Origin of the sequence: Roseicella frigidaeris, assembly GCF_003258945.1 — a bacterium.
In the GTDB taxonomy this organism is placed as follows: Bacteria; Pseudomonadota; Alphaproteobacteria; order Acetobacterales; family Acetobacteraceae; genus Paracraurococcus; species Paracraurococcus frigidaeris.
The window spans coordinates 504,867-517,505 of the sequence record NZ_QLIX01000001.1; the positions used below are offsets into that span (position 1 = coordinate 504,867).

Consider the following 12,639-nt stretch of genomic DNA (forward strand, 5'->3'; position numbering starts at 1 on the left):
GTCATGGCGACGGACGGGCCCCGCCTCGGCCCCCTCGACCTGCGGGAACGCCCGGTCGGCGGCGTCGAGACCGCCTTCGCCTTGCTGGCCGAGGCCTTCCGCCGGCGCGGTCATGCGCTGGAGCTGCGGGCCGGCACGGAGCCCGAGGCCTGCCGCGGCGGCCTCGCCTGGTCGCCGCTCGATCGGGGGCGGCATGGGGCGCCGGCGGCGCTGGTCATCGCCAACCGCTCGCCGCGCCTCTTCCGGTGGCTGCCGCGCGGCCGGCGGGTGCTCTGGCTGCACAACCCGGCCGGCTATCTGCGCAAGCTGCGCAACCTCCTGCCCCTGCTCGCTCTTCGGCCGCGGCTGGTGACGCTCGGTCCCAGCCATGCCGCGAGCCTCGGCCCCTGGCTGCCCTTCCGCCCGGTGCAGATCCCGCTCGCCCTGGCGCCGCCCTTCGATGCCGGGGCGGCGCCGCGGCCGCCCGGACCGCCCATTGCCATCTTCGCCTCCAACCCGCAGCGCGGCCTCGACTGGCTGCTCGATCTCTGGACGGCGCGCATCCGGCCCCGGGTGCCGGACGCGGAGTTGCACCTCTACACCGGTGCCGCCACCTATGGCGGCGATGCACGCCTCGCCGCCCGTGCGGCACCGGTGCTGGCGCGCGCCGCCACGCTGGCGGAGGCTGGCGTGCGGATCTTCGACCCCCTCCCGCGCCCCGCCTTGGCGGCGCGCTTCCGCGAGGCCCGCCTCATGCTCTACCGCGGCGATACCGGCGAGACCTTCTGCCTGGCCCTGGCCGAGGCGCAGGCGCTGGGGCTGCCGGCGGTCGTCACGCCGCTCGGCGCCGTCGCGGAGCGCATCGCCGATGGCGAGACCGGCGTGGTGGCGCGGGACGCCACCGGCTTCGCCGCGGCCGCCATCCGCCTGCTGCGCGACGACGCCGCCTGGACGGCGATGCACCGCGCCGCCCTGGCCCGCGGCCCCGGCCCCTCCTGGGACGAGGTCGCCGCCCGCTTCGAGGCGCTGGCATGAGCCTCGACCTGCCTGTCCTTGCCCCGGCCCCGCCTGCGGCCGACCGGCCGCTGCGGGTCGCGCATGTGATGGCGGGCGCGCCCATGGGCGGGGCCGAGGCCTTCTACGAACGCCTGACGGTGGCGCAGCACGCCGCCGGCGAGGCGGTGCTGGCGGTGATCCGGCGGGAGGCGGGCCGCGCCGCCCGGCTCCGGGCCGGCGGGATCGAGCCACAGGAATTGGCGTTCGGCGGCTATTTCGACCTGCGGACCGGGCCGCGGCTGCGCGACCTGCTGGCGGGCTTCGGGCCGGAGGTGGTGGTGTCCTGGGCGAACCGCGCCAGCCGCTTCGCCGGCCGCGTCAAGCGCGGCGGCGCGCCCTGGACCCTGGTCGGGCGGCTCGGCGGCTATTACGACCTGAAATACTATCGCCATTGCGACCATCTGGTCGGCAATACCCGCGATCTCCGCGACTGGATCATCCGCCAGGGCTGGCCGCCGGAGCGGGCGCATGTCGTGCCGAATTTCGCGCATGACTTCGCCGGCCTCGCCCCGGCCGAGCTGCCGGCGCCCCCCGGCATGCCGCGGCTGCTGGCGCTCGGCCGGCTGCACACGAACAAGGGCTTCGACGTGCTGCTGCGGGCCATGGCGCTGCTGCCGGGCGTGCATCTCTCCCTCGCCGGGGAGGGGCCCGAGCGGCCGGCGCTGGAGCGGCTGGCGGGCGAGCTCGGCCTCGCCGACCGCATCGCCTTCCTCGGCTGGCGCCAGGACACCGGCGCGCTGCTTGCCGCCTGCGACCTCTTCGTCTGCCCCTCGCGGCACGAGCCGCTCGGCAATGTGGTGCTGGAGGCCTGGTCGGCGGCGCGGCCGGTCGTCGCCGCCGCGGCGCAGGGGCCGGTGGAGCTGATCCGCGAGGGCGAGACGGGGCTGCTCGTCCCGAAGGAGGAGCCGGCGCCGCTCGCCGCCGCCATCGCCGGGCTGCTGGCCGATCCAACGCGGGCCGCGCGCCTCGCTGCGGCCGGACGCGCGGAATTCGAGCGGGCGCATGCCGAGGCGCCGGTGCTGGCGCGCTGGCATGAATTCCTCCGCGCGGTCGCCCCGACCGGGACCCTCGGGGGGCTGGGCTGATGTGCGGCCTGGCGGGCCTGGCGCTGCGGCAGGGGCTGACGCCCGACGGCGCGACGCTGGACGCGCTGACGCGGGCGCTGGCGCATCGCGGCCCGGACGGCGCCGGGCACCATGTGGTCGGCCCCGTGGCGCTGGCGCATACGCGGCTCGCCATCATCGATCTCGTCACCGGCGACCAGCCGCTCTTCGCCGGGCCGGCGGCGCTGGTCGGCAATGGCGAGGTCTACAATTACCGCGAGCTGCGCGAGGCCAACCAGCTCCGCTGCACCACCGGCAGCGATTGCGAGCCGCCGCTGCATCTCTGGCGCCGCGACGGCATCGGCTTCGCCGACCGGCTGCGCGGCATGTATGCCATCGCGCTGGCCGACCGCGCCACGCGGCAGGTGGTGCTGGCGCGCGACCCCTTCGGCATCAAGCCGCTCTATACCGCCGAGGTGCCGGGCGGCATCGCCTTCGCCTCGGAGCCGCAGGCGCTGATCGCCGCCGGGCTGGTGCAGCCGCGGGTGCGGCCGGCGGCGCGGGCCGAGCTGCTGCAGCTGCAATTCACCACGGGCGCGGAGACGATCTTCGAGGGGATCTCCCGTATCCTGCCCGGCGAGACGGTGGTGATCGCCGATGGCGCGGTCGCCGAGCGGCGGCAGCGCCAGGCGCTGCCGGAGGGGGGGCCGGAGAGCATCACCGGCGAGGCGGCGCTGGCGCGGCTCGACATGGCGCTCGAGGAGAGCGTGGCGCTGCACCAGCGCAGCGACGTGCCCTATGGCATGTTCCTCTCGGGCGGCATCGACAGCGCGGCGGTGCTGGCGATGATGGCGCGGCTGAACGCCAAGGGGGGAACCTCCCCGGTGCTCGCCTTCACCGCCGGCTTCGACGTGCCGGGGGCGGCCGACGAGCGCGCGCAGGCGGCGGCGCTGGCGCAGGCGGCGGGGGCGCGGCACGTCACCGTCGCGGTCACCGAGCCGGAGGTCTGGCGCCACCTGCCGGAGATCGTCGCCGCCATGGACGACCCGGCCGCCGATTACGCCATCATCCCCACCTGGTTCCTGGCGCGCCGGGCGCGCCAGGAGGTGAAGGTGGTGCTCTCCGGCGAGGGGGGCGACGAGCTCTTCGGCGGCTATGGCCGCTACCGCGCCGCCATGAAGCCCTGGTGGCTGGGCGGCAAGGCGCCGCGCGCCCATGGCTGCTTCGACCGCGTCGATGTGCTGCGCGCGGCGCCGACCGGCTGGCGCGACGGCATCGGCGCGGCGGAGGCGGCGGCGGCGCTGCCCGGCCGCAGCCGGTTGCAGGCGGCGCAGGCGTTGGACGTGGCGGACTGGCTGCCGAACGATCTCCTCATCAAGCTCGACCGCTGCCTGATGGCGCATGGCGTCGAGGGGCGGACGCCGCTGCTCGACACCGGCATCGCCGCCGCCGCCTTCCGCCTGCCGGATGCGCTGAAGGTGCAGGGCCATACCGGCAAATGGCTGCTGCGGCAGTGGCTGGCCAGGCATCTGCCGGCGGCCGAGCCCTTCAAGCCGAAGCAAGGCTTCACCGTGCCGGTCGGCGCCTGGATCGAGCGGGTGGGGGACCGGTTGGGGCCGCTGGTGGCGGCGCAGCCCGGCGTCGCCGAGATCGCCCGGCCGGACCGCGTAGCCTCGCTCTTCCGCCATGCCGGCGGCGAGAAGCATCGCGGCTTCGCCGCCTGGCATCTGTTGTTCTACGCGCTCTGGCACCGCCGCCACATCGAGGGGCGGCGGCCGGAGGGCGATGTGTTCGAGGTGCTTGCGGCGCGCTGAGGGCTGCGCCCGGCACGGTCAGGGCGCCGGCGGGGCGGGGAGCCAGAGGTACGAGATGGTTCGCCCGGCGGTCGGACGTCCCCAAGCTCTCTATCTCCTCCGCGATCTCCCGCACGTCCAGGCCGTTGGGGCGAAGCTGCTCCGGCCAGGCGCGCAACCGGGCGGCCTGGTCCTGGGTCCAGGCATACCAATCGCGGTCGTGGAGGCCGGCATCGTCGGGCATGGCGAGGCGGAGTATAGGTGCTGCCGCACCCGGCCCCGAGGAGGATCCCCGCCCCATGACCAGCTACGATCTCATCCTGCGCGGCGGCGCCTGCGTGCTGCCCTGGGGCGTCGAGACCACGGATGTCGGCGTGCGGGAGGGGCGGATCGCGGCCCTCGGCGACCTGCGCCTGGACAAGGCCGCGAACGAGGTGGATTGCCGCGGCCTGCACGTGCTGCCCGGGCTGATCGACGCGCATGTGCATCTGCGCGATCCGGGCGACCCGGCGGTGGAGGACCTCTCGCACGGCACCAAGGGAGCGCTGCTCGGCGGCCTCACCGCCGTCTTCGACATGCCGAACACCGCGCCGAGCATCACCGACCGCGAGCGGCTGGACTGGAAGCGCGGCTATCTCGAAGGCCGGGCCTGGGTCGATGTCGGTCTCTATGTCGGCGCCAGCAAGAAGAACATCGCGGAGCTCGCCGCGCTCGAGCTGCAGCCGAATGTCTGCGCGGTGAAGGTCTTCGCCGGCAGCAGCACCGGCGACCTGCTGGTGGAGGACGACGCCTCCCTGGAGGCTGTCATGCGCAGCGGCCGGCGGCGCATCTGCTACCATTCGGAGGACGAGTACCGGCTGCAGGAGCGCAAGCCGCAATTCACCTCCGGCATGCCGCACCGCAACCACATGGTCTGGCGCGACGTGGAATGCGCCTTCCTTGGCACGCGGCGGCTGATGGCGTTGGCGCGGCGCACCGGCCGCCCGGCGCATATCCTGCACGTCAGCACCGCCGAGGAGCTGGACTACCTCAAGGAGTTCCGCGACGTCGCGACGGTCGAGGTGCTGCTGAACCACCTCACCCAGACCGACGAGGCCTATGACCGGCTCGGCGGCTATGCGGTGATGAACCCGCCGATCCGCGACGAGCGGCACCTGCGGGCCGCCTGGGCGGCGGTCGCCGACGGCACGGTGGATGTGGTCGGCTCCGACCACGCGCCGCACAGCCGCGCGGCGAAGGAGCGGCCCTGGCCGGATTGCGCGGCGGGGCTGACCGGCGTGCAGACCATCGTGCCGCTGATGCTCGACCATGTCAGCGCCGGGCGGCTCTCCCTCTCCCGCCTCGCCGACCTGATGTGCGCCGGGCCGGCGCGGGTCTATGGCGTGACCGGCAAGGGGCGGCTCGCCGCCGGCTACGACGCCGATTTCACCCTCGTCGACATGAAGAAGCAGCGGGTGATCGAGGAGAGCTGGATCGTCTCGCCCTGCGGCTGGACGCCCTTCGCCGGGCATCGCTGCACCGGCTGGCCGGTGATGGCGATCCTGCGCGGCGCGGTGGCGATGCGCGAGGACGAGGTGATCGGCGCGCCGCGCGGCCAGGGCGTCGCCTTCCAGGAGGCGCGCGGCGGCTGAGCCGCGCGGGCCCACCCGGCCACGGCAGCGTGTTCGCGATGCCCGGCGCAGGGCGGAGCATCCCATGGCATGCTGTCATCGGCCTTGCGGAGGCGCTGGCGGGCCGGGATGGCGTTTGTCCGTGCCGCACCGCATGGTTCGGCCTGGCCGGGGGCGGCAGGATGGCCTCTCCATCCGCCGAGACGAGGGAGGAAGGACAACAGATGAGCGGACGCTACACGGGCGCCTGTTTCTGCGGCGCCGTCGAGATCGAGGCGAGCGGCGCCCCCAATGCCATGGGCTATTGCCATTGCCGGTCCTGCCGGTCCTGGTCCGGCGGCCCGGTGAACGCCTTCACCCTCTGGCCGCCCGAGGCGGTGAAGGTGACGAAGGGCGAGGAGCACATCGCCACCTTCGCCAAGACCGAGATGAGCCACCGGCAGTACTGCAAGCTCTGCGGCGGCCATCTGATGGCGCGGCACCCGCCGCTCAACATGGTGGACGTGTTCTCGGCCACCCTCCCGGACCTGCCCTTCGAGCCGGGGGTGCATGTCAATTACGGCGAGACGGTGCTGCGCATGAAGGACGGCCTGCCGAAGCTGAAGGACTTCCCGGCCGAGTTCGGCGGCTCGGGGGAGATGGTGCCGGAATAGAGCCGGGGCGCCCCCGCCGCCCTGCCGCGGCGGGGGCGCCGCGCCGCCGGATCGCGGCCCGGCGCCCGTCCCGCCGCGATCCGCTGCCGCTCGCCATTCGGGGGGCAGGGTCCCGCTCCCGGGCGTTCGCGCCGGTCCGCGATCCGCTCTAGATTGCGGGCATGCAGCTCATCGGCCTCGCCGGCTGGAGCGGGGCCGGCAAGACCACGCTCCTCACCCGGCTGATCCCCTGCCTCGGCCGCCGGGGCGTCGCCGTCTCCACCCTCAAGCACGCGCATCATCGCTTCGATGTCGATACGCCGGGCAAGGATTCCTGGGCGCACCGGCAGGCCGGGGCGCGGCAGGTGCTGGTCGCCTCGGCGACCCGCTGGGCGCTGATGACGGAGAATCGGGAGGGGCCGGAGCCGGATCTCCGCTTCCTCCTCTCGCGCCTCTCGCCGGTCGACCTCGTCATCATCGAGGGCTTCAAGCGCGACACCCATCCGAAGATCGAGGTCCACCGGGCGGCCAACGGCAAGCCCTGGCTGCATCCGGAGGACCCCCAGATCGCGGCCGTCGCCAGCGACGTGCCGCCGCCGGGCGATCTGCCCTGGGTCCCCCTGGACGATGTGGAGGCGGCTGCCGATCTGGTGCAGCGATTCGCCGCGGATGCCGCGGCCTGGAGGGACTAGGGCGCGGTGGCGCAACTCTCGGATGATTGCTTCACCTTCGCCGGCCCGCTGCTCTCGGTGGAGGCGGCGCAGGCGCTGATCGCCGAACGGGTGCCGCCGCTGGGCGGCGAGGAGAGGGTGGCGTTGTCCGCCGCCCTTGGCCGGGTGTTGGCGCGCGAGCTGCGGGCGGCGCTGCCGCTGCCGCCCTTCGGCAACAGCGCGGTCGATGGCTATGCCCTTCGGCACGCTGATCTGGGTGCGGGGCCGACGGCGCTGCGCCTGGCCGGGCGGGTGGCCGCCGGGCAGGAGCCCCGGCCGCTGCCGCCCGGCGCCGCCGCCCGCATCTTCACCGGCGCGCCCCTGCCGCCGGGCGCCGATACCGTGCTGATGCAGGAGGATGCGGCGCTGCGCCCGGCCGCGGGCGAGGTGCTGATCCCGCCCGGGCTGCGGCCCGGCGCCAATGTCCGGCCGGCGGGCGAGGATGTCCGGCAGGGGGCGGTGGCCTTGCCCGCCGGGCGCCGGCTGCGGGCGCCGGAGATCGGGCTGGCGGCGGCGCTCGGTTGCGCCAGCCTGGCCGTCACGCCGCGGCTCCGGGTCGGGGTCTTCTCCACCGGCGACGAGCTGGCGGTGCCCGGCCAGGCGCTCGGCCCGGCCCAGGCCTATGACAGCAACCGCTTCACCCTGCTCGCCCTGCTGGCCGGCCTGCCGGTGGAGGCGGTCGATCTCGGCATCCTGCCGGACCGGGCGGCGGAGAGCGCCGCGGCGTTGCGCGCCGCCTCGGCCAGCCATGACCTGCTGCTGACCTCGGGCGGCGTCTCGGTCGGCGAGGAGGACCATATGCGCGCCGCCATCGAGCAGGATGGGCGGCTGGTCTTCTGGCGCCTGGCGGTGAAGCCGGGGCGGCCGGCGGCGCTCGGCGTCGTCGGGGGCACCCCGGTGCTCGGCCTGCCGGGCAACCCGGTGGCGGCGGTGGTCGCCTTCCTGCACCTGGCGCGGCCGCTGGTGCTGCGCCTTGCCGGGGCGGCGCCGGAGCCCCTGCCGCGCTTCAGCGCCGAGGCGGGGTTCGCCGCCCGCAAGAAGCCGGGGCGGCGGGAGTATCTCCGGGTGCGGTTGCGGCCGGCGGGCCTGCTGCCGGTCGCCGAGCGCATCGAGCAGGAGGGCGCGGCGCTGCTCTCCTCCCTGGCGGCAAGCGACGCCTTCGCCGAGCTGCCGGAGGCGCTGGGGGAGGTCCGGCCCGGCGACACCGTGCAGGTGCTGCCCTTCGCGGCCCTGTTCTGAGCGCGGCGCCCCGCGCTACGGTCCGGCGAAGCGGGCGAAGTCGCGCGCCAGGGTCTCGTAGATCGCCCGCTTGAACCCGACCGCGAGCGAGGGCAGCTCGGCCAGCCTCGCCCAACGCCAGGCGTCGAATTCCGGATGCGGGTCGAGATCGAGGCGGATCTCGTCATCCGTGCCGAGGAAGCGCAGCGCGAACCACCGCTGGGTCTGGCCACGGAAGCGCCCGCCCAGCGCCTTGCCGAGCAGCTCCGGCGGCAGGTCGTAGTTCAGCCAGTTCGGATGCTCGGCCAGGATCTCGGCCTTGCCGGTGCCGATCTCCTCGGCCAGCTCGCGGAAGATCGCCACCGCCGGGTCCTCGCCGGCATCGATGCCGCCCTGCGGCAATTGCCAGCCGCCCGGGGCGCCCTCGGCATTCGGCAGGTCGGCGCGGCGCGCCACCAGCACCCGGCCATCCTGGTTGAACAGCACGGCGCCGACGCAGCGGCGATAAGGCAGGTCCCTATAGGGTAGGTCCATGGGCGGGCTCCGAAGCGCAGGCCCGCTGGGCCACGGTCCAGCGCGTTGCTCGATCGCGTGATTCACGCCTTCGGCGAGTCCGCCCCAGGCGATCACGCTCTATAGGGCGGATCGCGTCCGGGCGTCAGGGCGCGCGCGCCGGGTCCTGCTCCGGCCGCCGCAGCATGGCCGTCACCGGCGCCAGCACCAGGCCGCGGCCCTCGATGCCGCCGGCCCAGGCGGCGATGCGGTCGACCAGCACCGGCGAGGCCTCCCCGGCATAGCCGAGGGCCGAGCCACCCTCGCGCGCCAGGGCCTCGAGCCGCGCCAGCTTGCGCTCGATCTCGCTGCGGGTCGCCGGCTCGTCCACCACCAGGTCCACGCCGCGGCCCCAGGCGCGGGCCGGCGCCCGCACCGCGCCCGGCCGTGGATCGATGTAGAGCAGGCCGCGGCCGGTCAGGTTCGCCTGCAAGGTGCCGAGCGAGTCGGTGAGCTGGGCGAAGCGCTCGCCGCGCATCGGGCCGAGGGCGCCGACCGCGCCCACATAGCCGGTGAAACGCGAGAGCACCCAGAGCAGCCGGTCGCCGTTCTCGGCCGCCGAGAGGCCGGTCAGCAGGGCGCGGTCACCGGGATTGTTCATCGGATAGCCGCTCGGCTCCAGCGGCAGGGCGACCAGCACCTCCATGCCCTTGGCCCGGGCCTGGTCGAGCAGCAACTCGACCCGCGGCGCATAGGGGCTGAAGGCGAGGGCGACGGCACCGGGCAGGCGCCGGATCGCCTCCTCCGAGACCGCCGCGTTCAGGCCGAGGCCGCCGACGATGAGGCCGACCTTCGGCCGGGTGTCCTGCCGGTCGAAGCCGCGGCCATAGGCCCGGATCGAGGAGCGTCCCTCCGGCCCGACCCGCGGCAGGCGGCCATAGGGGCCGTTCTCCAGCAGGGCGGGATCGGCGGCGGGGATCGGCCGGCCCGGCACCGGGCCGCGGCTGGCGGCGTCGAGCACCGGCTCCGGGCCCGCCGCCCGCGCCGCCGCGGCCTGCGGCGCCTCCGGCGTGGCCGGCGCCTCGGAGGCCGCGGCGGGGGCGTGGCCGGGCAGGGGCCCGAGCCAGGCGAGCATGCCGACTCCCCCGACGAGCAACCCCAACACGACCGCCCAGAACAGGCCCAGGCCCCGCCAGCCCGCCAGCGCCTGCCGCAGCGCCAGCCTGGCCCTCGGCCATTCCTCCTGGCGGAGGCGGCGGAGGGCCGCCTGCGCCCGCTCCATCACCCGCTTGCGGTCCACTGGCTGGCGTCCGGCGCGGCCTCAGCGTGCGGCGCGGCGGGAGGTCTGCTGGGCCGCGGCCAGGTTGCGCAGGAGCTGGGTCGCCTGCTGCAACTGGAAATCGGTCTCCGGCTTGGTGGGATCGAAGGCCGGCGCACCCTCGGGCGGCAGGCGGGTGACCTTCTCCACCACCCCGGCGGGCAGTTCGAGCTTCGGGATGGCGGCGCCGGCGGGCTGCTGCACGCCGCCCTCGTTGCGAAGCGCCTTGCGCAGATCCGCCTCGCGCTCGCGCGGGATGCCGGCCGTCGCCTGCTCGCGCTGCGCCAGCACCTCGATATCCGGCTCGATGCCCGTGGCCTGGATCGAGCGGCCGGAGGGCGTGTAGTAGCGCGCGGTGGTTAGGCGGATGGCGCCGTTGCCCGGGATGGGCATGACGGTCTGCACGCTGCCCTTGCCGAAGCTCTTGACGCCGAGCACCACCGCGCGGCGGTGGTCCTGCAGCGCGCCGGCGACGATCTCGGAGGCGGAGGCGGAGCCGCTGTTGATCAGCACGACGACCGGCAGGTCCTGCGCGATGTCGCCCGGCTTGGCGTTCCAGCGCTGCGCATCCTCCGGCCGGCGGGCGCGGGTGGAGACGATCTCGCCCTTGTCGAGGAACTCGTCGGAGACCTGCACCGCCTGGTCGAGCAGCCCGCCCGGGTTGTTGCGCAGGTCGAGCACCAGCCCCTTCAGCCCGTTCGGCGCCTGCTGGCGCAGCGTCTGCAGGGCGCGGCGCAGGTTCACGTCGGTCTGCTCGTTGAAGGAGGTCAGGCGGATATAGGCGACGTCGTTGCCTTCGAGGCGGGAGCGGACCACCTGCGGCCGGATCACCTCCCGCGTCAGGGACAACTCGATCGGCCGGTCGTTGCCCTCGCGCCGGATCGTGATCTTGATCGGCGTGCCGCGCTCGCCGCGCATCTGCTCGACCGCCTCCTGCAGGGTCAGGCCCTGCACGGAATTGCCGTTGAGATGCGTGATCAGGTCGCCCGACTTGACGCCGGCGCGGAAGGCCGGGGTTTCGTCGATCGGCGAGATGACCTTGATGTAGCCGTTCTCCTGCGTCACCTCGATGCCGAGGCCGCCGAACTCGCCGCGCGTCTGCACCTGCATGTCGCGGTAGGAGCGCTGGTTCAGGTAGGAGCTGTGCGGGTCGAGCCCGGTCAGCATGCCGTTGATGGCGTTTTCGACCGCCTCGCGGTCGTTGATCGGTTCGACATACTCGGCCCGGACGCGCTCGAAGACGTCGCCGAAGAGATTGAGCAGGCGGTAGGTGTCCGCCCGCCCGCCATCCTGCGCCATGGCCGCCACCATGGGCCCGACCACGACCCCGGCCGCGAAGGCCCCCGCCACCGCCGCCACCGTCCGAACCCTGCGCTTCATGTGGCCAACCTATGTCCTTGCGTTCCGGCCCGGTGGGCCCCTGCCACGTGTTCCAGCCTAGACTGCCCTAGCCGACGATCCTTGCCACCTCATCCCTTGGCGGCGAACCAATTCCGGGGGTCGATGGGCTGCCCTTTGCGGCGCAGCTCAAGATAGAGGGGCACCCGGCCGCCACCCTCCCCGGGGTTGGCGCCGTCCCCCAGCCGCCCGACCGGCTCTCCGGCCAGCACGCGCTGCCCCGGGGAGATGTCCAGCCGGTCGAGCCCGGCCAGGACGAAATGGTAGCCGTCCCCGCAATCCACAATCAACAACAGCCCATAGCTGCGAAAGGCGGAGCCGAAAACCACCTTGCCGCTGCAGGGGCTGACCACCCGCGCGCCGGGAAGGGCGGCAAGCGTCATGCCGCGGGCCCGGTCGCCCTCGCCACCGGCGCCGAACTCCCGGCTCACCTGGCCGGCGACGGGCATTGGCCTGGCGCTCCGGCTGGCCGGGGGCGGCGCGACGACGCGCGCGGCGGCCTCCTGCGCCCGTGCCCGGGCCGCCGCCTCCCGGGCCGCGGCCTCGCGGGCCACGTCGCGTGCCCGCGCCGCGGCCGCGGCCCGCGCCTCGGCCGCCTGCCGGGCCCGGGCCAGCGCCGCCTCGCGCGCCTTCTCCGCTGCCGCCTGGCGCGCCTCCTCCCGCTGCAGCCGGGCCAGGGCGTCCTCCAGGCTGCCGGCGCGGGCGGCGCTGTCCTGCGCCCGCCGGGCGGCCTCCTCCTCGGCCGTGCGGGCGGTGCTGCGCCGTCGCCGGGCCTCCTCCAGCTCCGCCTCCAGCGCCGCCGCCGCCTCCCGGGCCTCGAGGCCGGCGGCCCGCAGCGCCTCCGCCTCGGCCCGGGCCGCCTCCGCTCGGCGGGTGGCCTCGGCCGCGCTGGCCCGCAAGGCGGCCGCCTCCTGGCTCAACCCGCGCGAGACGCCCTGCAGGACCAGCAGGCCGCGCAGCGCGTCCTCCGGCGGCCCGGGAATGGCGAGCAGGGATTCCGCTGGCCAGAGGGCGAGGCGCAGCATGACCGGCAGGGCCGGCGCCAGCGCCGCGGCCCGCTGCTCGAGCTGCGACCGGGCCGCGGTGGAGGCCGCGGCGGCGGCGCGGGCGCGCGCCTCGACCTCGGCCAGGCGCTGCTCGGCGGCCTGGACGCGGCGGGCGGAGTCCACCCGGCGCTCCGCCAGCCGCCGCTCCTCGGCCGCGGCCGCGGCGGCGGCGCGGGCGGCGGCCTCGGCGGCCTCCTGCTCGGCGGCGGCGGTGCGCTGCGCCGCCTGCACCGATTGCGGCGTCGGCGGGGGAGGGGAGGGCTGGGCCAAGGCTGGCAGGGCCAAGCTTGGCAAGGTCAGGGCTGGGAGGGCGAGCAGGAGGCCGAGGCCGGCCCGCCGGCCGG

The 12,639-nt window shown here is 75.1% G+C and carries 11 protein-coding genes and 1 pseudogene; 7 read left to right on the forward strand and 5 right to left on the reverse strand.

What is annotated here, in order from left to right:
• The first annotated feature begins 3 nt into the window (after positions 1 to 3).
• Genes DOO78_RS02340 through asnB form a run of 3 tightly spaced genes read left to right on the forward strand, consistent with a single transcriptional unit; the run spans position 4 to position 3,892 of the window.
• Positions 4 to 1,014: a glycosyltransferase gene (locus DOO78_RS02340; RefSeq protein ID WP_128079983.1), complete on the forward strand. Its 1,011-nt coding sequence runs from the start codon at positions 4 to 6 to the stop codon at positions 1,012 to 1,014.
• The gene (locus DOO78_RS02345) at positions 1,011 to 2,120 is read left to right on the forward strand and encodes a glycosyltransferase (RefSeq protein ID WP_243634309.1); all 1,110 of its coding nucleotides are present in this window, start codon (positions 1,011 to 1,013) and stop codon (positions 2,118 to 2,120) included. The genes DOO78_RS02340 and DOO78_RS02345 overlap by 4 nt, the downstream gene beginning before the upstream one ends.
• Positions 2,120 to 3,892: an asparagine synthase (glutamine-hydrolyzing) gene (gene asnB / locus DOO78_RS02350; protein WP_111468101.1), complete on the forward strand. Its 1,773-nt coding sequence runs from the start codon at positions 2,120 to 2,122 to the stop codon at positions 3,890 to 3,892. Before DOO78_RS02345 ends, asnB begins: the two co-directional genes overlap by 1 nt.
• A gap of 73 nt (positions 3,893 to 3,965) precedes the next feature.
• Here the strand turns inward: asnB and DOO78_RS28565 are convergent.
• A pseudogene (locus tag DOO78_RS28565) lies at positions 3,966 to 4,172 on the reverse strand (DUF29 family protein); the annotation flags it as partial.
• Between DOO78_RS28565 and DOO78_RS02360 the strand changes: the two are divergent.
• The 4 genes from DOO78_RS02360 to DOO78_RS02375 all read left to right on the forward strand — a co-directional run bounded on the left by DOO78_RS02360 (position 4,171) and on the right by DOO78_RS02375 (position 8,062).
• Positions 4,171 to 5,502 carry a dihydroorotase gene (locus tag DOO78_RS02360; protein WP_111468103.1) on the forward strand — a complete coding sequence of 444 codons (1,332 nt, stop codon included), beginning with the start codon at positions 4,171 to 4,173 and terminating at the stop codon, positions 5,500 to 5,502. The pseudogene DOO78_RS28565 and the gene DOO78_RS02360 sit on opposite strands and share 2 nt — an antisense overlap.
• Before the next feature lie 203 nt (positions 5,503 to 5,705).
• The gene (locus tag DOO78_RS02365) at positions 5,706 to 6,134 is read left to right on the forward strand and encodes a GFA family protein (protein WP_111468104.1); all 429 of its coding nucleotides are present in this window, start codon (positions 5,706 to 5,708) and stop codon (positions 6,132 to 6,134) included.
• Positions 6,135 to 6,295: 161 nt separating this feature from the next.
• The gene (gene mobB, locus DOO78_RS02370; protein WP_111468105.1) at positions 6,296 to 6,805 is read left to right on the forward strand and encodes a molybdopterin-guanine dinucleotide biosynthesis protein B; all 510 of its coding nucleotides are present in this window, start codon (positions 6,296 to 6,298) and stop codon (positions 6,803 to 6,805) included.
• Between the two features lie 6 nt (positions 6,806 to 6,811).
• Entirely contained in the window at positions 6,812 to 8,062 is a 1,251-nt protein-coding gene (locus DOO78_RS02375; protein ID WP_111468106.1) for a molybdopterin molybdotransferase MoeA, read from the forward strand.
• 15 nt (positions 8,063 to 8,077) lie between these two features.
• Here the strand turns inward: DOO78_RS02375 and DOO78_RS02380 are convergent, their stop codons facing one another.
• The 4 genes from DOO78_RS02380 to DOO78_RS02395 all read right to left on the reverse strand — a co-directional run bounded on the left by DOO78_RS02380 (position 8,078) and on the right by DOO78_RS02395 (position 12,580).
• Entirely contained in the window at positions 8,078 to 8,575 is a 498-nt protein-coding gene (locus tag DOO78_RS02380) for an RNA pyrophosphohydrolase (protein WP_111468107.1), read from the reverse strand.
• Positions 8,576 to 8,699: 124 nt separating this feature from the next.
• Positions 8,700 to 9,833 carry a divergent polysaccharide deacetylase family protein gene (locus DOO78_RS02385; protein WP_128079984.1) on the reverse strand — a complete coding sequence of 378 codons (1,134 nt, stop codon included), beginning with the start codon at positions 9,831 to 9,833 and terminating at the stop codon, positions 8,700 to 8,702.
• 21 nt (positions 9,834 to 9,854) lie between these two features.
• Positions 9,855 to 11,231 (reverse strand): S41 family peptidase, encoded by a 1,377-nt coding sequence (locus DOO78_RS02390; RefSeq protein WP_111468109.1) that lies wholly within the window; start codon positions 11,229 to 11,231, stop codon positions 9,855 to 9,857.
• 89 nt (positions 11,232 to 11,320) lie between these two features.
• Positions 11,321 to 12,580, reverse strand: coding sequence for a murein hydrolase activator EnvC family protein (locus DOO78_RS02395; RefSeq protein ID WP_128079985.1), 1,260 nt, complete (start codon positions 12,578 to 12,580; stop codon positions 11,321 to 11,323).
• Between the last annotated feature and the right edge of the window lie 59 nt (positions 12,581 to 12,639).

Coding starts and splice junctions, on each gene's coding strand:
- DOO78_RS02340 (WP_128079983.1), top strand. CDS start 4: ATGGCGACGGACGGGCCCCGCCTCGGCCCCCTCGACCTGCGGGAACGC.
- DOO78_RS02345 (WP_243634309.1), top strand. CDS start 1,011: ATGAGCCTCGACCTGCCTGTCCTTGCCCCGGCCCCGCCTGCGGCCGAC.
- asnB (WP_111468101.1), top strand. CDS start 2,120: ATGTGCGGCCTGGCGGGCCTGGCGCTGCGGCAGGGGCTGACGCCCGAC.
- DOO78_RS02360 (WP_111468103.1), top strand. CDS start 4,171: ATGACCAGCTACGATCTCATCCTGCGCGGCGGCGCCTGCGTGCTGCCC.
- DOO78_RS02365 (WP_111468104.1), top strand. CDS start 5,706: ATGAGCGGACGCTACACGGGCGCCTGTTTCTGCGGCGCCGTCGAGATC.
- mobB (WP_111468105.1), top strand. CDS start 6,296: ATGCAGCTCATCGGCCTCGCCGGCTGGAGCGGGGCCGGCAAGACCACG.
- DOO78_RS02380 (WP_111468107.1), bottom strand. CDS start 8,575: ATGGACCTACCCTATAGGGACCTGCCTTATCGCCGCTGCGTCGGCGCC.
- DOO78_RS02390 (WP_111468109.1), bottom strand. CDS start 11,231: ATGAAGCGCAGGGTTCGGACGGTGGCGGCGGTGGCGGGGGCCTTCGCG.